The organism is Arthrobacter sp. SDR-2R (genome assembly GCF_057747955.1).
Map to the genome: position 1 here is coordinate 287,191 of NZ_CM173231.1, position 18,012 is coordinate 305,202.

16 protein-coding genes are annotated in these 18,012 nt (G+C 67.4%); 9 read left to right on the forward strand and 7 right to left on the reverse strand.

Annotated features, from left to right (window positions below):
• Nucleotides 1-26 precede the first annotated feature (26 nt).
• A complete protein-coding gene (locus AC3ANU_RS01395) occupies nucleotides 27-1,319 on the reverse strand; it encodes a C-glycoside deglycosidase beta subunit domain-containing protein (protein WP_488315305.1) in 1,293 nt (430 codons plus the stop codon).
• A 107-nt stretch (nucleotides 1,320-1,426) separates the two neighbouring features.
• Between AC3ANU_RS01395 and AC3ANU_RS01400 the strand changes: the two genes are divergently transcribed.
• Complete coding sequence (locus tag AC3ANU_RS01400; RefSeq protein WP_488315306.1) at nucleotides 1,427-2,299, forward strand: ThuA domain-containing protein; 873 nt, start codon at nucleotides 1,427-1,429, stop codon at nucleotides 2,297-2,299.
• Nucleotides 2,300-2,332: 33 nt separating this feature from the next.
• Here the strand turns inward: AC3ANU_RS01400 and AC3ANU_RS01405 are convergent, their stop codons facing one another.
• Nucleotides 2,333-3,280: a carbohydrate kinase family protein gene (locus AC3ANU_RS01405; RefSeq protein ID WP_056388619.1), complete on the reverse strand. Its 948-nt coding sequence runs from the start codon at nucleotides 3,278-3,280 to the stop codon at nucleotides 2,333-2,335.
• 41 nt (nucleotides 3,281-3,321) lie between these two features.
• Nucleotides 3,322-4,119, reverse strand: a complete 798-nt coding sequence (locus AC3ANU_RS01410; protein WP_488315307.1) for an alpha/beta hydrolase — start codon at nucleotides 4,117-4,119, stop codon at nucleotides 3,322-3,324.
• Nucleotides 4,120-4,258: 139 nt separating this feature from the next.
• Between AC3ANU_RS01410 and AC3ANU_RS01415 the strand changes: the two genes are divergently transcribed.
• Both AC3ANU_RS01415 and AC3ANU_RS01420 read left to right on the forward strand, forming a co-directional pair.
• Complete coding sequence (locus AC3ANU_RS01415; RefSeq protein ID WP_488315308.1) at nucleotides 4,259-4,906, forward strand: cyclodeaminase/cyclohydrolase family protein; 648 nt, start codon at nucleotides 4,259-4,261, stop codon at nucleotides 4,904-4,906.
• 59 nt (nucleotides 4,907-4,965) lie between these two features.
• Nucleotides 4,966-5,706: an SDR family NAD(P)-dependent oxidoreductase gene (locus AC3ANU_RS01420; RefSeq protein ID WP_488315309.1), complete on the forward strand. Its 741-nt coding sequence runs from the start codon at nucleotides 4,966-4,968 to the stop codon at nucleotides 5,704-5,706.
• A gap of 4 nt (nucleotides 5,707-5,710) precedes the next feature.
• On the opposite strand, the gene AC3ANU_RS01425 is transcribed toward AC3ANU_RS01420, so the two are convergent.
• Nucleotides 5,711-7,273, reverse strand: a complete 1,563-nt coding sequence (locus AC3ANU_RS01425; protein WP_488315310.1) for a glycoside hydrolase family 32 protein — start codon at nucleotides 7,271-7,273, stop codon at nucleotides 5,711-5,713.
• Nucleotides 7,274-7,550: 277 nt separating this feature from the next.
• Here AC3ANU_RS01425 and AC3ANU_RS01430 point away from each other — a divergent pair, with 277 nt between their 5' ends.
• From AC3ANU_RS01430 to AC3ANU_RS01450, 5 genes are all read left to right on the forward strand, one after another.
• Entirely contained in the window at nucleotides 7,551-8,987 is a 1,437-nt protein-coding gene (locus tag AC3ANU_RS01430; RefSeq protein WP_134164788.1) for a family 43 glycosylhydrolase, read from the forward strand.
• Between the two features lie 66 nt (nucleotides 8,988-9,053).
• The gene (locus AC3ANU_RS01435; protein WP_018770335.1) at nucleotides 9,054-10,388 is read left to right on the forward strand and encodes an ABC transporter substrate-binding protein; all 1,335 of its coding nucleotides are present in this window, start codon (nucleotides 9,054-9,056) and stop codon (nucleotides 10,386-10,388) included.
• A gap of 24 nt (nucleotides 10,389-10,412) precedes the next feature.
• Nucleotides 10,413-11,294 carry a carbohydrate ABC transporter permease gene (locus tag AC3ANU_RS01440; RefSeq protein WP_056388621.1) on the forward strand — a complete coding sequence of 294 codons (882 nt, stop codon included), beginning with the start codon at nucleotides 10,413-10,415 and terminating at the stop codon, nucleotides 11,292-11,294.
• Nucleotides 11,291-12,196: a carbohydrate ABC transporter permease gene (locus AC3ANU_RS01445; protein WP_018770337.1), complete on the forward strand. Its 906-nt coding sequence runs from the start codon at nucleotides 11,291-11,293 to the stop codon at nucleotides 12,194-12,196. Before AC3ANU_RS01440 ends, AC3ANU_RS01445 begins: the two co-directional genes overlap by 4 nt.
• 41 nt (nucleotides 12,197-12,237) lie before the next feature.
• Nucleotides 12,238-13,311, forward strand: a complete 1,074-nt coding sequence (locus AC3ANU_RS01450; RefSeq protein WP_224084189.1) for a LacI family DNA-binding transcriptional regulator — start codon at nucleotides 12,238-12,240, stop codon at nucleotides 13,309-13,311.
• A 27-nt stretch (nucleotides 13,312-13,338) separates the two neighbouring features.
• Here AC3ANU_RS01450 and AC3ANU_RS01455 read toward each other — a convergent pair whose 3' ends face one another.
• From AC3ANU_RS01455 to uriH, 3 genes are read right to left on the reverse strand one after another with little or no spacing between them, the layout of a single operon-like run.
• Nucleotides 13,339-14,301, reverse strand: a complete 963-nt coding sequence (locus AC3ANU_RS01455) for a ribokinase (protein WP_488315311.1) — start codon at nucleotides 14,299-14,301, stop codon at nucleotides 13,339-13,341.
• Nucleotides 14,298-15,725 (reverse strand): uridine transporter UriT, encoded by a 1,428-nt coding sequence (gene uriT / locus AC3ANU_RS01460; protein WP_488315312.1) that lies wholly within the window; start codon nucleotides 15,723-15,725, stop codon nucleotides 14,298-14,300. Before uriT ends, AC3ANU_RS01455 begins: the two co-directional genes overlap by 4 nt.
• Nucleotides 15,726-16,790 carry a uridine-preferring nucleoside hydrolase UriH gene (gene uriH, locus AC3ANU_RS01465; RefSeq protein ID WP_056388509.1) on the reverse strand — a complete coding sequence of 355 codons (1,065 nt, stop codon included), beginning with the start codon at nucleotides 16,788-16,790 and terminating at the stop codon, nucleotides 15,726-15,728. It abuts the gene before it with no gap.
• 217 nt (nucleotides 16,791-17,007) lie between these two features.
• Between uriH and AC3ANU_RS01470 the strand changes: the two genes are divergently transcribed.
• Nucleotides 17,008-17,997 (forward strand): LacI family DNA-binding transcriptional regulator, encoded by a 990-nt coding sequence (locus tag AC3ANU_RS01470; protein ID WP_488316005.1) that lies wholly within the window; start codon nucleotides 17,008-17,010, stop codon nucleotides 17,995-17,997.
• Nucleotides 17,998-18,012 lie beyond the last annotated feature (15 nt).

The following is an 18,012-nucleotide window of genomic DNA, read 5'->3' on the forward strand; positions in this document are numbered from 1 at the left end:
GTCTCATTCGTGGGAGTCGGGATGGGTCAGGCGAGTTCGGACGTGATGCGCCGGATCAGAGCGTGTTGGCGGCGGACCTGTTCGATGGCCCGCCAGGGAGTCCGCTCGCCTTCGTATTCGCTGGAGAGGTAGCCGGTGTAGCCGGAGTCCTTGAGGGCCTGCAGCACCGGGCGCCAGGGGATCTGCTGGTCCTCCAGGCCCTCGTTGATGTCATGGAATTTGGCCTGGATGAACACCACGTACTGCGCAATGTCCTTGAAGCCGGCCGGGTCCACGCCGATGCCGTCCAGGAAGGCGGGCCGCGTCTCCCGGGTTTCCCCTTCCCGCAGGGGGATGGGCCGGTCCTGGAAAATCCCGGTGTCGATCAGCAGGCCAAAGTTTTTGGTGCCGGTCCGCTCAATGAGGGCGATGTAGTCGTCCACCACCGGATGCTTGATGGGCGTCGGCGAGTGGATCTCGGGGCAGATGATGACTCCCAGCTCATGAGCGAGGTCCAGGGAGCGCTCCACGGATTCCGTCCAGATGGGATCCGGGACAAGGTCGGCGGACACCACTCCAATCTTGGGCCGGACAAAGCTGAAACCCAGCCGGCTGGCCAGCCTTAGGTCCCGCTGGAGTGCTTCCGCCCCTTCTGCGGCGGTCATGGACCGGCCCGGGTGCAGCCGGGTGTCGATCCATGACCCGTAGTTGGTTGGCTCCAGCGAATACTTCTCCAGCAGCGCAAACCAATTGTCGATCCAGGCCGGAGAGGGCTCCGGGTAGCTGGCCACATGCCCCTCGCCGAGAATCTCCACGCCGGTGGCCCCGACGTCGGCGACGGCGGCCAAGGCTGTCTCCAGGTCCATCACCGTGCCGAAGTCGTCCATGTAGCTGTAGAGGGACACACCGTAGCGGAAGGTACCCTCGCCGCCTTCGGGAGCCAGCGTCACCGTGCGGCTGACGCGGTAGGTGGAGGGCTGGTGCTCAAGGGGGATGTAGGACATCCTCAGCCGCAGCTCGATAGTGAGTTCGTGGACACCCTGCGGCAGGCCGCCGTCGAACGGAACCGTGACCAGCGCCGCCTCCTCAAGGGGCCAGCGGACGCCATCGCTGTTCCAAAGTTCCTGCAGCGAGTACTGCCTGCCGTCAAAAGTCCACAGGGGAACATCGGCGGGCACGTCCACGAGGTTGCCTACGCGCACTGCAATTCCATCGATAAGGGACGCCGTCATGCCGCGGTAGGAAGGCATCCGGACCCGGAACTGGAAACCGGTGATGCGGCCGCCCTCACGAACATTGCGGAAGCCGGATGACTGGATGAGATCTCTCTCGAGAAGCATCGTTGCTCACTCTCTCTAGGTGCGGAACCAGCGTAACATCGTTATGTTGTTTTCATACATAAGTATGTATGCATTCTCCTAAACCGCTGAAACGAGGCAGTGCTGCCATGGCCGACATCCTGAACGCCCTTATCCTCTCCGGGCATATGACCCGGGAGCATGACAATGAATTCCGCAGTTTCAGGGCCCACAACCAGTGGCTCACCACCCTCCTCGAGGACACGGGCCGATTCCGGGTCAGGGTGGTGGAGGACCCCCGGGGACTGGGGTCCGACGTGATCGACAGATACGACGTTGTCCTGGTGGTGTTCGAGGGCCGCGACGGATACCACGAGAAGGCCGTGGGCTTCGGCGCGGTAACCGACGCTGCCCTGCTGAAGTTTGTCCACCAGGACGGGAAGGGCATCGTCTGGTTCCATGGCTCTGCCGTCCAGGAGGACGACTGGGGATATCCGGAGGAGTACAACATAATGCGGGGTGCCAAGCTCAGCGTGCCCACCGGACTGCGGCCGAGGCCGTGGGGGGAGGCCCTGGTGCAAACCGCTGAACCGCGCCACGCCATCACCGAGGGCATCAGCAAAACCTGGACTGTGACCGGCGACGACATCCTGACCGGAGTGCAGCTGTACGAAGGAGCACAGGTGCTGCTCTCGGTCTTCGATGACGTGGAGTCGTACGGGAATGCACCCATGTGGCCGATGTCCCACTACCCGGTGGCCATCCCGGTGGAGGGACTAAGCGGCCTGCCCGGCATTAACACCCTCCAGCCCCTGGCCTGGATCAACCACTACGGGGAAGGCCGCAGCTTCACCATCACCATCGGGCACGACATCGACACCTTCCGGCGGATCGAGTTCATCCGGATGTTCCCCCGCGGCGTCGAATGGGCCGCGACGGGGAAAGTCACGCTGGACGGCCCGGACCGGCGCGGCGAACGCCGCTTCCTGCCGTGGCCCTACTACGACCACGGAGCAGTGTAGCGGGCCCTGGGAGCCCATCGCTTGCTAGCTGTACTAACCCTCTTCGGCCGTTCCCAGCCGGTCCATCTCAGCCCGCGTCGGCGGGTTGGCGCCCGGCCGCGACACCGTGACAGCCGCTGCACGGGCAGCATGCGCAAGGAGTTCGGCCAGCCCTTCGGCGGGCAGGTCGCGCAGCGCCCCGCGGTTCTGCGCGCCGTCCAGGTCCCGGTCCACCAGGCCGGACAGCAGCGCCGCCATGAAGGAATCCCCAGCCCCCACGGTGTCCGCCACGTCAACTTTCGGTGCGGGAACGGACGCTTCGCCGGCGCGGCACACTCCCCACGGCCCATCCGCGCCCCGGGTCACCACCACAAGCGCCGGCCCCTCCGAGCCTCCCAGGGCCAGCCACTTCCGCGCCGAGTCCAGGACGTCCTGCCCCGGATAAAGCCATTCCAAGTCCTCGTCGGAGGCCTTGACCACGTCCGCCAGGGTGACGAACTTCTCCGCCTGCCGCCGCGCGAAGTCCACGTCGGTGATGATGCTGGGCCGGCAGTTGGGATCGAAACTGATGGTGGCCGAGGGGTGGGCGTACTCGACGGCGGCCAGTACTTCGGTGGCACCAGGCATCAGCATCGTGGCTATCGAACCCGTGTGCAGCAGCGTGGTGCCCTGCAGCATGAAGCCGAGCCGGTCCGCGAGGCCCGGGAGCTCCCAGGTGAGGTCGAACGTGTAGGTGGCGGCGCCGTCGTCGTCAATCAACGCGGTGGCCACGCTGGTGGGCAACTCATCCGGCGGTACCGGCAGCATGACGGAACTGGCGCGCAGGTGGGCAGCCACCGAATCGCCGTACGCGTCCCGGCCGTAGCGGCCGATGAACTGCACCGGATGGTCCAGCCGGGCCAGGCCCACGGCAACGTTCAGCGGGCTGCCGCCCACATGGGCCTCAATTCCGGAGGCGCGCTGGACAACGTCAACAAGGCCTTCGCCGATCACTGTGAGCATGGTCATACTCTGCCAGAAAGCGGACCGGTCAGCAGGTCGTGTCAGCGGAGCAGCCGGCCCACCAGTTCCCGGCACGTGAGATACGCCTCCGCCGTGACGTCGATCAGGGCGAAGTGGTCCCCCGGCACCCTGACCAGCTGTGCCGGCACGGGTCCGGCCTGGCTGGCCTCAACATAGGTGGTGGACATGCTGAGGGGGACGTCGTCGTCCCCCAGCGCGTGGACGGCATAGACGGGAATGTCCAGCGGCAGCGCGGCCATGGGGTCGGCCATGCGGTGGCGTCCGGGAAATTCCGACGACGGCCCGGCCAGCAGGTTTGCCACCGCACCATCGCTGAGGCTGAGCCGCTCGGCCCCGCCCAGGTTGAGGACCCCCGACTGGCTCACCACCCCGGTGAGGCGGACGCCGTCGGTGCTGTTTTCCACCTGGCTGCCCTCTGCGGGTCCGAGCCCGTCCAGCCTGTTCCTGCCTGCCGCCCACACCGCCAGGTGCCCGCCGGCGGAATGGCCCAGCGCCACTACTCTGCCCAGGTCCAGCGCGTGCGGTGCTGCCAGGTCGGCCAGCTTGTCGATGCCGGCCAGGATGTCCTGGAAGGTGCCCGGCCAGCCGCCGCCGTTGCCGGCACGCCGGTACTCGAGGTTCCAGGCCGCCATGCCGTGTTCCGCCAGGTCCTTGGCCAGCGGCTCCCCCAGTTCGGCCCCGTAAGTGGAGCGCCAGTACCCGCCGTGGATGACCACCACCACGCCCCGGTGCCTCCCGCCAACCGGAAGATCGGGAAGGAAGAGTTCGCCCCACTGGCTGGGGTCGTCGCCGTAGTCATGGCGGTAGCGTCGCGTCACACTGGCCCACTTTAGCGGCCCGGATCGCCGGAAGAGCCCCGTGTTTCCGCGGCCAGGCCCATCAAAACTGGGCCAGAAGCGCGCGGTGCCGTCGTGCCCTGCCGTTTAGCCCCTCACTTTTCTGGGCACGGTCCCTGGCATGGAGGAACCTGCAGTGACCACCCAAGGGTCAACGGTGGAAGATTGGACGCGCGCGCTGGCGGAATCCACGGGCTCACCCGGCGGAGGGGCGGGGACAGGGCTGATGCTCGCCGTCGCCGCCTCGCTGACGTCCATGGTGGCCGGCTACAGCGGGGACGACGGCGGGGAGCCGGCCCGGATACGCGCCCGGGCGCACGCACTGCGCCAGGAAGCCCTGCGGCTGGCAGATGACGACGCGTCCGCTTCCAAGGCGTTCGGCGCCGCCTTCCGGCTGGACCCGGGCCCGGAGCGGGACGAGGCGATCCGTTCCGCGTCGCTGGAAGCCGCGGCGTCCTCCGCCCTCTTGGGCGAACGGGCCATCGGGGCCATCGACGACCTGGGCTGGCTGGCAACCAACGGCAACCGGTCGCTGGTGGCGGATGTCGTGGTCGCGTTTGGTGCCCTTCGGGCTGCCGTTGCCGGGGCACGCACCAACGTCAGCTTTGACCTCGGGTCCCTGCGGTCCGCCGGTGCAACCCTGGATCAGGTCCGGGAACAGCATCCGGACCTGTGGGCCGCCGTCGAGAAACTCAACGGAGCCATGGAGCGCATCGACGACCTGACAGCTGCGATCGACCACCGCGCCGCCCCCACCGACGCCGCCTGACACCGGGATACTGGGTACAACACCGGGAACAAACACCCGGGAACAAGGGAGGGCCGCGCATGGCACGCGTTTTCATCACCGGATCCACCGACGGGCTTGGCCTGGCCGCGGCGGAGACGCTGCTGCAGGACGGCCACGACGTGATCGTGCATGCGCGGTCCTCCCGGCGCGTCCCCGCGGTGCAGCACCTGCTGGACCGCAGGGCGCACTGCGTCACCGGTGACCTCGCGGTTGCACAGGAAGTCCGGCAGATCGCGGACCAGGCCAACGCGATCGGCGGCATCGAAGCGGTCATCCACAACGCGGGCGTACTCAACGGTGCGGCCCTGCTCCCGGTGAACGTGGTGGCCCCGTACCTGCTCACCGCCCTCATTCCCGGCCCGCGCCGGCTCATCTACCTCAGCAGCGGCATGCACCGCGGCGGCAGCACCGGCCTGGACGGCCTGGACTGGGCAGGACGGACGACGACGGCCTCCTACTCCACAACGAAGCTGCACGTCACTGCGTTGTCGGCAGCGCTGGCCCGCCTTGTCCCGCATGTCGCCAGCAACGCCGTCGACCCCGGCTGGGTGCCCACGCGGATGGGCGGCCGGTCAGCTCCGGATGACCTGGAACTGGGGCACCGGACCCAGGAGTGGCTGGCCACCAGTGATGATCCCGGGGCCCTGGCCAGCGGGGGCCACTGGTACCACCAGCACCGGCAAACGCCGCATCCGGCGGCCACCGACCCCCGCTTCCAGGACGCCCTCCTGGCTCGCCTTGCGGACCACACCGGGGTCACCCTCGACGCGCTGGCCTAGCCCTTCACGCGGGGGCCGCCAGTTCCCGGATGGTGATGCTGGAAAAGATGGCCGGGCCGCCGTCGGTGTACAGCGAGATGCCGGTATCGCCGTCCGCAAAGTGCACCTGCTGCGACAGCACAGTGTGGCCGGCGTTAACGAACACTTCCACGCTCTGGGTATCCACCAGGATGCGCAGGTGGACGGACCTGGCGTTGGGGTCGATGGGCGCCGCCGCCCGTGTGTAGGGCACCAGCGAGTAGCCGGGGAGGTCCGAGGGCGCCCGGTCAACGTACAGTTCGGCCCCATACTTGCCGATGTTCGTGTGGCGGGTCCCGTCCGCCGAGCGGCCAACGGAGACCCCCACATTCGTGGCCGCCTCCCATGAGATGTCGAGCTCCAGCTCGTATGCGCGGCCGTTCCAGGGCAGGACGGCACTCCCCTCCACGGTCCGGTCCGGGAGCCCGGTGGTGGCCGTGGCATACCTGGCGAGCGCCCTGACGGGGCTGCTCAGCAGGCTGTACCAGCCCCCTGCCTGGCGCTCCAGGCGCAGTTCGCGCACCACCGAGTTCTGTCCGTTGTACCCGTCCGTGGCATCGGTGGGGACATCCCGGGCGGCGTACTTCCAGTTGTTCATCCAGGCAACGGCGTAGCGGCGCGTCTCCGGTGCTTCGGCCGCAGGCCAGGTCACCGCCGCGTACCAGTCCCAGCCCCAGTCCAGCCATTGCGGATTGTCCACGTCGTCGGCAAGGAACTGGTTACCGTCCCAGGTTCCCGTCCAGTAGGCGTAGGTCATGGGCAGCCCGATGCTGTACGCATCCATGCTGGCGCCAAGCACCCAATGCCAGGTCCCGTCGTCGGCCTTTATCTGGAACAGGTCCGGACACTCGATGCCGCCCAGCGCGTGGTTGGGGTAGTCGAAGTTGCGCTTCAGCTGCCAGTCCCGCAGGTTCACCGACGTGTAGAAGGCAGCGTAGCGCGCCCGGCCAATCACGCACACCCACTCCCCGCGGGCCGCGTCCCAGTGGATCTTCGGGTCGCGGAACCATTCCGCATTTTCAATTTCCGCCTGGGTAACGGCCGTACGCCCGTCGGTGTTGGCAATGACCGGTTCGGGCAGGGAGGTGAAGGTGTAGCCGCCGTCCGTTGACCAGTAGAGGTACTGCTCCTGGTACTTGCGGATGCCGCCCGTGGGCTGCGTTGCCAGCACAACGACGGCACCGGTTCCGAAGCCTGCGGTATTGCCCGTATCCACCACTGCGGAGCCGGACCAGACAGGAAAGTCCGGCTGCAGCGGAAGGGCAACCCCGTGGTGCGTGAAGGCCACACCGTCCGCGGTGGTGGCGTGGTCCCAGCCGCCGGGGCCGTTGTTCTGCGCGGAACGCAGGTAGTAGAGGTGGTAGGTGCCGTCCAGGTGAACCGGACGCTGCGGGTCGCAGAGCCAGCCCGACGGCGGAGTCATGTGGTAGGCGGCCCGCAGTGAGGTTTGGGCGCGCGTGGGGACGGTCAGTCCGTTGCCCAGAAACAGGGCGAGCGCGCCTGCTCCTGAACCTTGCAGGACGTGGCGGCGGGACAGGGCGTGGGTCATCGTTGACTTCCTCTCATGGCCGGCGTCATCGCCGGGGCGCTCGACGGCGCCGGGACCCTCGTCAGCCCAGGACACACCGCCGTGCTTAAGCGCTTTAGCAGGAGAGGGTAATGTCCATCCACTCGACTGGTCAAGCGTTTCAGCAAAATGGCGCCCGTCACAATACGGCCGAAAACGACCGGGGAAAGTATTTTTGCTAAAACGCTTGATCAAGTGGCGCATTCCACGCTACCTTCGTGGTGATCAAACGCTTTAGCAGAAATGGACATCACCGCTGATGAGCTATCCCGTCTTCTTCCAGCCCGCCGATGCCTGGGTTGGAGACCTTATCCCCTTCCAGAAGGACGGCGAGTTCTGGCTGTTCTACCTTCACGAAGTCCGGGCCGAACCCAAGCCGGGCACCGCCTGGAACCTGGTGACCACCAAAGACCTCACCCAGTTCCAGGACCACGGGGTGGCCCTCCCCCACGGAACGACGGAGGAGCCGGACTTCAACTGCTACACCGGCAGCATCGTGGCCGACGGGTCCGGGGTGCACCACCTGTTCTACACCGGACAGAACCCCGCCAACCTCGGCACCGACGGGCTGCCCCTGCAGCTGGTCATGCACGCCACCAGCACGGACGGCATGGACACCTGGACCAAGCACCCCGGGCTCACCTTCGGGGCGCCCACCGGGTATGAATCCGCTGACTGGCGGGACCCCTTCGTCTTCCGCGACGAAGCCGCCGGCCTGTGGCGGATGCTGCTCGCCGCCCGCCACTCCGACGGGCCCGAGCGGCGCCGCGGCGTCATCGCCCAGTGCGTCTCCACCGACCTGATGACCTGGACGCACACGGACCCGTTCTGGGACCCCCGCCGCTACATCACCCACGAGTGCCCCGACGTCTTTGAATGGAACGGCTGGTGGTACATGGTCTACTCGGAATTCTCCGAAACCTTCACCACCAGGTACCGCATGGCCAAGAGCCCCACCGGCCCGTGGACCGTCCCCGCCCTGGACAGCGTGGACGGCCGCGCCTTCTACGCCTCCAAGACGGCAGAGCGGGACGGCCGGCGGTTCTTCTTCGGCTGGATTGCCAGCAAGGAAGGGAATTCCGACGACGGCGCCTGGCAGTGGGCGGGCACCATGGCGGTCTTGGAGGCGCGGCAGAACCCGGACGGGACTTTGGCGTTCGGGTTCACCGACGAGCTGGTGGACAGCTTCTGGGACGACGTGCCGCTGGAGCTTGAATCCGGGCTGCCCCTCCGGCTGGACGTGCCGGACGGCTACGGCGCCGCCGTCGCCACCAGCAACCTGCCCGCCCAGTTCCATGCCAGGGCGGTGTTCGATATCCAGGCCGGAACCACCGAATGCGGAATGCTGCTCCGCTCCAGCCCGGACGGTGACCGCTCCTACGTCCTCCGCCTCGAACCGAAGCGCGGGCGCCTGGTGTTCGACCGCTGGCCCCGGACCATCACCGGCGACGCCCAGTGGCACGTGTCCGGCGATGTTCCCTTCGCCATCGAACTCGAACGCCCCTGCAACCTTCCACCCGGCCGGCACACGCTGGAAGTGGTGGTGGACGGGGACCTCTGCGTCGCCGTCGTGGACCGCCAGGTGGCGCTCAGCACCCGGATCTACGACCTTCCCGCCGGCGCAATCGGCGTGTTCGCCGGCGAAGGATGCGTTACCGTCACCGACCTCGAAGTACGCAAGCGCACCGACAACTGAATACCAATCCTCCGTTCCACCCGACCCGTTCCACATGATCCACTCCAATCAAGGGAGATTGCCGCAATGAAGAACCTGTTCCGCGCTGCCGCCGTCGCAGCAGTCACCGCCCTGGCCCTGACCGGCTGCGGGGGCGGAAGCTCCACCAGTTCCACCAACGTCGCCCCCACCGGCGAGATCAAGCCCCGCGAAATTTCGTGGCTGCTGTCCCGCCCGGCCGACGGCGCGGTCATCAACATCATGAAGAAGCTGGCCGACGACTACGGCAAGGACCACCCGGGCTTCAAGCTGAACCTGATCACCACCCCGGACCGGCCCTCCTACATCCAGAAACTCGAAACCCTGGCGGCGGCCAACAAGCTGCCCGAACTGTTCGACACCGACGCCACTCCGTTCGCGCAGCAGCTGGCAAAGCAGGGCAAGATGCTGGACGCCGAGAAGCTGCTGAAGACACTGGACATCTACGACAAATACCGCCCCGGGGCCCTGGACTACCAGCGGTTCGACGACGGATCCCTGTACATGATCCCGTTCCAGTACGAGCTGGAATACATCTGGTACAACAAGGCGCTGCTGGCAAAGGCCGGGGTGGCCGTGCCCAAGTCCCTGGACGACATTCCCGCCATGTGCACCGCCCTCCGCGGCGCCGGCATCACGCCGATTGCCATCGACGGCCAGGACCAGTGGCCGCTGGAACGCTACGCCGCCTACCAGCCCTTCCGGGCAGCCGGACCGGAGTTCGTCCAGAAACTGAAGAAGGGCGAGGCCAAGTTCACCGACCCCGCAGGACAGAAGACCGTCAACTGGCTGGCGGAACTGGGCAAGGCCAAGTGCTTCCAGGACGGGTTCTCCGCGCAGGGCTATTCAGACGCGCAGAACCAGTTCACCTCCGGCCAGGCCGCCATGTACAACATCGGCACCTGGGAATTGCCCAGCCTCGCCACGGACAAGCTCAACCCTGCCGTGCGCGACGACATCGACTTCTTCACCCTGCCCACCACAGCCGGCTCGGTGACGGCGGCCAACGAGTTCGTGTCCCCGTCGGGCATCGGCATGGCGGTCAACGCCAAGACCTACGATCCGCTGGTGAGCGACTTCCTTAAGTTCGCCCTCCAGAAGTACCCCGCTGAATACGCCGCCACCGGGGCACTCTCCCCCACCACCGACGTCGAAACCGCCATTCCTGCCAACGCCACGCCGCTGTACCGGAAGGCGCTGGACCAGGCCAAGGACCTGGGCGCCAAGCAGGCCATGCCCTGGGACACCCAGCTGGACCCCACCACCAACGGGCGGCTGCAGCAGGAGCTCGTCCTGCTGGTGCAGGGCGAAATCACGCCCCAGCAGTTCACGGAGACCATGGACAGCACCATCGCCCAGAACGCCCCCAAGTTCTTCAAGTAAAGGCCAGCCATGCTCCCCAACAGGATGCTTCCCAACAGATCGAGGACCTCAGTCCTGGTCTTCCTGCTCCCGCCGCTGCTGCTGTACGGCGCGGCCGTCCTCTTCCCCATCCTCCAGTCCCTGTTCCTGAGCTTCTTCTCCTGGAACGGCATCAGCGACATGGAATTCGTGGGACTGGAGAACTACCTCCGCATGTTCACCGCGGACGACATCTTCTGGCGGGCGTTCCTGAACGCCCTCCTCTACCTGGCCATCTGCCTGGTCCTGCAGCTGGGCGGCGCCCTGGTGGTGGCCAGCCTCCTCACCTCCCTCCGCCGCGGACGGGAGCTCATCAAGACCCTGTACCTGCTGCCTGCCGTGATCTCCACCGTGGCCATCGCCTTCCTCTTCGTGCGGATCTACTCGCTGGAGCCGGTAGGCCTGCTCAACCAGCTCCTGCACTGGATCGGGCTGGGCAGCCTGGAACGGCCCTGGCTCTCGGACGTCAATACCGTCCTGGCGGCGGTGTCCGCGCCGGAAGGCTGGCGCTTCACCGGGCTGTACATGCTCATCATCTACGCGGCGCTGCTGGCGGTGCCCAAGGAGCTGGAGGAAGCCGCGGTCCTTGACGGCGCCTCCCGGTGGACCCTGTTCACCAGGATCCGTTTCCCGTACATCCGCCCGGTGTGGATCACCACCACGATCATGGCCACCACCTACGGGCTGCGCGGCTTCGACATCCCCTACCTGATGACCAACGGCGGTCCGGGCCAGTCCTCGGAACTGCTCACCACCTACATGTACAAGACCGCGTTCACCAGCACGGACTTCGGCTACGCCAGCACCATCTCGGTGTTCATCGTGGTGGAGTGCCTCGTGGCCGTCGGCCTCATCCTGTTCCTGCTCAAGCGGAAGGCAGACGCATGATCACCCAGGCAGCCCCGCCCACCCGGCCCGCCGCCGTCGTCCCGCCCACGCCGGCCGCACCACGCCGCAGGCGCCGGCCGGACCTGTTCCGGACCCTGTCCCGCGTGCTGATCATGCTGATCGTGATCGTGCAGGTCTACCCGCTCGCGTGGCTGTTCCTCACCAGCCTCCGCACCGAACACGACTTCGCCACCGGCGACCCCTTCGCCCTGCCCGGCGCCCTGACGTGGGACAACTACGCCAGGGCATTCGAAACAGGCGACCTGGGCCGGAACATCCTCAACAGCTTCGTGGTGACCATGGGCGCCAACATCCTCATCGTCCTGCTGGGCATGATGGCCGCCTACGCCATCCAGGTGCTGGGCTTCCGGCTCAGCAAACTGGTCCGCGGGCTGTTCCTGATCGGCATCATCGTGCCGGTCCAGATCGCCCTGGTCCCCCTGTTCATCGACTACTCCACGGTGAACCTGCTGGACACGTACCAGTCAATGATCATCCCGCTGGCCGGGTTTTCCCTGCCCATGTCCGTGTACCTGTTCTGCTCGTTCTACGAGTACATCCCCAAGGAAACCTATGAGGCGGCCTCCCTGGACGGCGCAGGGCCCTACCGGATCTTCGGGCTGATCACCCTGCCGCTGTCCCTGAACACCGTGGTCACGGTGGTGCTGGTCAACAGCATCTTCATCTGGAACGACTTCATCTTCGCCAACACGTTCGTCCTGTCCGAGGAGCTGAAGACCATTCCGCTGGGCCTGCAGAACTACATCGGCGCCATGGGCAAGGTGGACTGGACGGCAACCTTCGCCGCCGTGTGCGTCACCATTACGCCGCTGCTGCTGGTGTTCCTGGTGCTCAACAAGGCCATGATCCAGGGCCTCGAAAGCGGGGCGACCAAGGGATGACCGCCACGGCAGGCAGATATACTCCAGACGGAGGCCAGAAGATGTCAACGGAGAACAAGCCAGGCGGGCCGGCGCCCACCGCCCAACCGCCGCGGATGCCAGAACGCGCCCATCCGGTGACCCTCCGCGAAGTGGCCGAAGCCGCCGGAGTCTCCACGGCCACCGTCTCCCTGGTGGTCAACAAGAAGAAGAGCGCCAGGATCGCCGAGGAGACCCGGCAACGCGTCAAGGACGCCATCCGCACCCTCGGGTACCGGCCCAACGCCATGGCCAAGACGCTGGTCAGCGGGACTTCGAAGTTCATCGGGCTCGTGGCCGACGGCGTGGCCACCACCCCCTTCGCGGGCCAGATCATCCACGGCGCCCAGGACGAGGCATGGAAGCACGGGTACGCCCTGCTCATCGCCAACACCGAGGGCAACGGCGAACTGGAACAGGACGCCATCAAGATGATGCTCGAGTACAAGGTGCGCGGCATCCTGTACTCCACCTGGTTCCACCGGCAGACCGAGATCCCGGAGCCGCTGCGCGAAGCCGAGTTCGTCCTGGTCAACTGCTTCTCCGACGAGCCCGGCACCCGCGCCGTGGTTCCGGACGAGGTCCAGGGCGGCCGCTCCGCCACCGAAATCCTGCTCCGGAACGGCCACCGCCGCATCGCCTTCATCAACGCCACCATTCCCGCTCCGGCCAAGGACGGACGCCTGGCCGGCTACCGCGAAGCCCTCGAGGATGCCGGGGTGGCGTTCGATCCCGGGCTGGTGATGGAGGCCTATCCGGACCAGGAGGGCGGCTACGGGGCAACCGCGGAACTCCTCAAGCGCGACGTGACGGCGGTGTACTGCTACAACGACCGGATGGCCATGGGCCTGTACGACGGCCTGCGGGAGCGGGGCCTGTCCATCCCGGACGACATGGCGGTGGTGGGCTTCGACAACCAGGAGGTCATCGCCGCCCACCTTCGCCCGCCGCTGTCCACCGTGTCCCTGCCGCACTATGAGCTGGGCGCGGCCGGTGTGCGGACCCTCCTGGGCATCGACGCCGCCACAGACGGGGCCGCCAAGATCCACTGCCCGCCAGTGGAGCGGGCCTCGGTCCGGGCCCAGGCGCGGGCCTAGCCTCACCGGCCGGCCCCGCCGGCGGCGTCAGGACGCGCGGAGGCGGCGTTCGACGTCGGCCGTGTCCGGGTACGCTGCCTGGGTCCCTTTGCGGGTGGTTGCCAGGGCCGCGGCAACGGAGGCGAAGGCGGCGGCATCGGCGAGCGCATCGCCCGCCGCAAGCCGCACGGCAACTGCTCCCGTGAACGCGTCCCCGGCACCGGTGGTGTCCACCGCGTGCACCTGGGTGGGTTGAACGGACGTCACGCGGGAGCCGGGAGACGCCAGCGAGTCCAGCACCACGGAGCCCTGCGAACCGAGCGTCACCAGCACCTGCTGGATGCCCCGGGCGGCAAACCGCTCCCGCGCCGCTTCCCACTCGTCGGCTGGCGCGCCGGCACCCGGCACGGAAACACCAAGGAACAGCGCGGCCTCGTGGGCGTTGACCAGCAACACGTCAGCCAATCCGGCCAGGGCTGGCGGAATCTCCGCGTAGGGCGAGAGGTTCAGCAGGACCGTTGCGCCGGCGTCGTGCCCTGCCCGGGCTGCGGCCAGCACCGTGTCCATGCCGACCTCAAGGCAGAGGCTCACCACGGCGGCCTCCTCCAGCACGTCCCCGGCGTCCGCGACGTCGGCCGGGGACAGAGTGCCGTTGGCCCCGGCGGAGATGATGATGTTGTTCTCGCCACGGGCGTCCACGGCGATGACCGCGACGCCGGTGGGCTCAGTGGAGGTCCGCACGTGCCCCACATCCACGCCGGCCCCTGCCACCGAGGCCTCGAGCATGGCTCCGTTGGCGTCCTTTCCCACGGCACCCACCAGGCTGACGTGGCCGCCCAGTCGGCCGGCGGCCACCGCCTGGTTGGCGCTCTTGCCGCCCGGGTTCACGGCAAATCCGTTGCCCTGGACGGTTTCGCCCGGCTGCGGCAGGCGTTCGCAGTAGATGGTGAGGTCGGCGTTGAGGGAGCCGACGACGACGATCCGGCCCGTGCTGCCGGCCGCGGTACTCATTCAGTCACCTCAGCCTCAACCGGCTTGGGGATCAGCAGGGACGCGGCGAAGGCGGCGACGGTGAGGGCCAGCCCGACAAGCACGACGGTCAGGTAGGAGGCCTTCGCATCGCCGAGCGCCTGCGTGGCCACCAGGACCGCGGGAAGGATGAGGAAGCTCAGGCCCGCACCCAGGTTGAAGGCGCCGGCATTCATGCCGGGCAGGAAGCCGGGGTTGCCGGCGGGCGAGAGGACAACGCCGAGTCCGTTGAGCATGATGTTGACGGTACCGGCGTACATGATGCCCAGCAAGACGGTGCCGGCAATCATCATCGGCAGGCTGCCCAGGCCGAAGAAGGCGATGACGGCCAGTGCTGCGATGCTGCCGAGGAGCCCGATCCGCAGCACCTTGGTGTACCCGAGGACGGGGGCCAGCCGCCCGCTGAGCGGACCCACCAGCCAGCCGAGCAGGGCGTACGGGGTGAGGATGATCAGCGACATTTCGGTGGGGCCCACGCCGAACCCGGGGTTGGCGGCCTGGACGTAGGCGGGAACGATGCCGTTGATGACGGCGAAGATGCCGGTCATGGTCAGCGTGGTGGTGAGCAGCGGAGCCCAGGTGGAGCGCTGGCGCAGGTGCACGGTTCCCACCATGGGCTGCGCGGCGCGCTGTTCGGTGCGCCAGAAGGCGAAGAACGCGACGGCGGACACCAGTACCAGCGCCAGGCTCAGCATCAGCGTTGTGGCGGAGAAGCCGCCCACCAGCTTGGAGGCCTCGTTCAGTGCGGTCAGCAGGGCGCCGACGGCCACCACGATGAAGAACACGCCCAGCCAGTCCATCCGGGTGCCGGCGGCAGGCTTGCTTTCCGCCGCGAGGACCATGATCAGGGCGGTGGCGGCGGCGGCCAGCACCACCATGAGCCAGAAGATGCTGCGGAAGCCGAAGTGCTCCGCGAAGTAGCCGCCCACGAAGGAGTCCACGCCGGCCACGCCGCCGTTGACCGCGGTGATGAGGCCCATCAGGGTGCCGTATTTCCGCGGGTTGCTGACCGCAGAACGCAGCATGATCAGGCACAGCGGCACGGTGGGTCCGCTGACGCCCTGGATGATGCGGCCCACGAAGAGCCACGTGACGTCCGGGGCGAGCGCCGCGATGACGGACCCCGCGGCCATCAGCACCATCATGCCCACCAGGACCTTCTTGCGGCCCACGATGTCGCTGAGCCGGGGCAGGAACAGGGAGAAGAGGGCGGCGGCGGTGAAGAACCAGGTCTGGGAGAGGCCGATGACGGCCTGGTCGGTGTTGAGCTCCTCGCCCATGGTGACCAGGGCGGGGCTGAGCATGGAGGCGTTGAGCTGGAAGGCCACGCAGGCTGCCAGCAGTGCGGTCATGAGGGCGGCGACGTTGCCGCGGCCGGTCTTGGTTTCGGTCATCGTGGCAGTCATTTACTTGACCCCTCCGGCGGTGAGGGAGGCACTGGCCTGGCGTTCGACGTCGGACGCGTTGCCTTTGGTGATTGGCTCGCCGATGCGTTCCAGCGCGTCGGTGACCAGGTCCCAGAAGCGCGCGTGGTCCAGGTCCACGGCCACACTGGTGTGGCAGTCGGCGGGGGCGGGGGCGCGGAAGTCCGCCACGGTCATGCCGAGCGTGAGGGCGCCCTGCAGTTCGATGTTGACCGGCACCTTGCGGGTGCTGACGATGCTGGGGTCGATCACGTAGGCCACGGCGCACGGATCATGGACCGGCGGGTGATCGAAGCCCTGCGCGTCCTTGTAGGTGTGGGCGAAGAAGTCCATCAGCTCGGTGACGAATTTGGCCGGGGTGGTGCCGATGGCGGCGATCTTTTCCACGACCTCGGGGGTGGCGAGCGCCTGGTGGGTGAGGTCAAGACCCACCATCACCACCGGCCATTTTTCATTGAAGACGATGTGCGCGGCCTCGGGGTCGATGATGATGTTGAACTCCGCCACGGCGCTCCAGTTGCCCACGTGGTAGCCGCCGCCCATGAGGACCACTTCCCGGACGCGTTCCACGATGCGCGGTTCCTTGCGGGCGGCCATGGCGATGTTGGTCAGGCCGGCAGTGGGGACCAGGGTGACGGTGCCGGGCTCGTGCGCCATGACAGTGTCGATGATGAGGTCGACGGCGTGGCGCGGATCCAGTTCGATGGTGGACTCCGGCAGTGCGGGGCCGTCCATGCCGCTTTCACCGTGGATGTCCGGCGCGGTTTCGATGCTGCGGACCAGGGGCCGCGGGCAGCCGGCGGCGAAGGGGACGCCGGTGATCCCGGCGATGGTACCGACGGCCAGGGCGTTGCGGGTGACCTTTTCAAGGGTCTGGTTGCCCACCACCGTGGTGACGGCCAGCAGTTCGATGTTCGGGCTGCCGTGCGCCAGCAGCAGGGCCACGGCGTCATCATGGCCGGGGTCGCAGTCCAGGATGATCTTCCGGGGCTTTGGGTGGCTGTCTACGGGCCGGGGATCTAGTTCCACGATGGTTCTCCACGTCATTGGGGCCTGCCGGGGAGGCAGGGATTCAGTCTTCCGGGAGTGATCATGGCAGGCTTTTGCGCCCAACGTCAAACGCTTAACGTTGGGGAGGTATTGCCGCACGTCAAACGCTTGATGCGTTGCTGCCCCTGGTGTACCCTGCGGCGGATAGGATCGAAGTATGGATTCCGGGGAACAGGTGCAGCAGCGGGCGCGGCCCCGGCGGGTGACGGCAGCCATGGTGGCGGCGCGGGCCGGCGTCTCCGTGGCCACGGTGTCATTGGTGGCCAACGGCAAGACGGCGGGCCGGGTGTCCGAGGACAACATTTCCCGGGTGCGGGAGGCCATCGCCGAGCTGGGGTACGTGGTGGACGGCATCGGGAGCTCGCTGGCCAAGGGCGTCAGTTCAATCGTGATCCTGGTGGCGCCGGACATCTCCAATCCGTTCTTCGCCAAGGTGATCGGCGGGGTGCGGGAATCCCTGGGGCCCAACTACCAGCTGCTGCTCTCCGTCACCGATTCGGGCGAATTCCCCAAGGCCGACGACGTCCGGAAGCTGATGTCCCTGCGGCCGGCAGGGCTCCTGGTTGACGCACCGAACGCGGACTTCCTGGCCGATCTGTCCGTGGCCGGGCCCCTGGTCCTGCTGGACGCTCCCGGCCTGGAATCGGTTGCTCCCGCGGTCAATCTGGACGTCGCGCAGGGCGCCCGGGAGTTGGCCGCCCACCTCGCCGGGGCCGGGCACCGGCGCGTGGCCTACCTGGACAGCGTGACCGGAACCGAAACTTTTGCCATCCGCCGCGAGGCGTTCCTGGCCGAAGCGGCCGCCCGGGGCATGGCGGTGGATCCGCAGCATATCCCTGCCACCACCATCGATGTTGGCGAGGCCGCGGCGGCCTTTGCCGCAGCGTGGCCGGACTGGCAGCGCCAGGGGGTGACCGCCGTCGTCTGTGCCACGGACACCCACGCCTACGGTGTGCTGCAGGAAGCCCGGGTGGAAGGGGTCCGGATTCCGGAGGAGTTGGCGGTTGCCGGCTTCGACGACCTGCCGTACTCCGCTACCATCAGCCCGGGCCTGACCAGCGTGCACCTGCCCGCGGCGCTGCTGGGCCTGAAGGCCGGGGAGCAGCTCCGCCGCCTGATGGAAGGCCGGCCGCTGGAGCAGGAGGAACTCATCCTCGAGAGCTCCCTGGTGGTGCGCGGGTCCACGTCGGCCGCCGAAACGTAGGGGGCCCAAAGGCTT

Excerpts from the sequence above, each read along its gene's own strand:
- AC3ANU_RS01455 (WP_488315311.1), bottom strand. The coding sequence starts at position 14,301 with ATGAGTACCGCGGCCGGCAGCACGGGCCGGATCGTCGTCGTCGGCTCC.
- AC3ANU_RS01420 (WP_488315309.1), top strand. The coding sequence starts at position 4,966 with ATGGCACGCGTTTTCATCACCGGATCCACCGACGGGCTTGGCCTGGCC.
- uriT (WP_488315312.1), bottom strand. The coding sequence starts at position 15,725 with ATGACTGCCACGATGACCGAAACCAAGACCGGCCGCGGCAACGTCGCC.
- AC3ANU_RS01395 (WP_488315305.1), bottom strand. The coding sequence starts at position 1,319 with ATGCTTCTCGAGAGAGATCTCATCCAGTCATCCGGCTTCCGCAATGTT.
- AC3ANU_RS01435 (WP_018770335.1), top strand. The coding sequence starts at position 9,054 with ATGAAGAACCTGTTCCGCGCTGCCGCCGTCGCAGCAGTCACCGCCCTG.
- AC3ANU_RS01425 (WP_488315310.1), bottom strand. The coding sequence starts at position 7,273 with ATGACCCACGCCCTGTCCCGCCGCCACGTCCTGCAAGGTTCAGGAGCA.
- AC3ANU_RS01405 (WP_056388619.1), bottom strand. The coding sequence starts at position 3,280 with ATGCTCACAGTGATCGGCGAAGGCCTTGTTGACGTTGTCCAGCGCGCC.
- AC3ANU_RS01450 (WP_224084189.1), top strand. The coding sequence starts at position 12,238 with ATGTCAACGGAGAACAAGCCAGGCGGGCCGGCGCCCACCGCCCAACCG.
- AC3ANU_RS01470 (WP_488316005.1), top strand. The coding sequence starts at position 17,008 with ATGGTGGCGGCGCGGGCCGGCGTCTCCGTGGCCACGGTGTCATTGGTG.
- AC3ANU_RS01415 (WP_488315308.1), top strand. The coding sequence starts at position 4,259 with ATGGAGGAACCTGCAGTGACCACCCAAGGGTCAACGGTGGAAGATTGG.
- AC3ANU_RS01400 (WP_488315306.1), top strand. The coding sequence starts at position 1,427 with ATGGCCGACATCCTGAACGCCCTTATCCTCTCCGGGCATATGACCCGG.
- AC3ANU_RS01430 (WP_134164788.1), top strand. The coding sequence starts at position 7,551 with ATGAGCTATCCCGTCTTCTTCCAGCCCGCCGATGCCTGGGTTGGAGAC.
- uriH (WP_056388509.1), bottom strand. The coding sequence starts at position 16,790 with ATGACGTGGAGAACCATCGTGGAACTAGATCCCCGGCCCGTAGACAGC.
- AC3ANU_RS01440 (WP_056388621.1), top strand. The coding sequence starts at position 10,413 with ATGCTTCCCAACAGATCGAGGACCTCAGTCCTGGTCTTCCTGCTCCCG.
- AC3ANU_RS01445 (WP_018770337.1), top strand. The coding sequence starts at position 11,291 with ATGATCACCCAGGCAGCCCCGCCCACCCGGCCCGCCGCCGTCGTCCCG.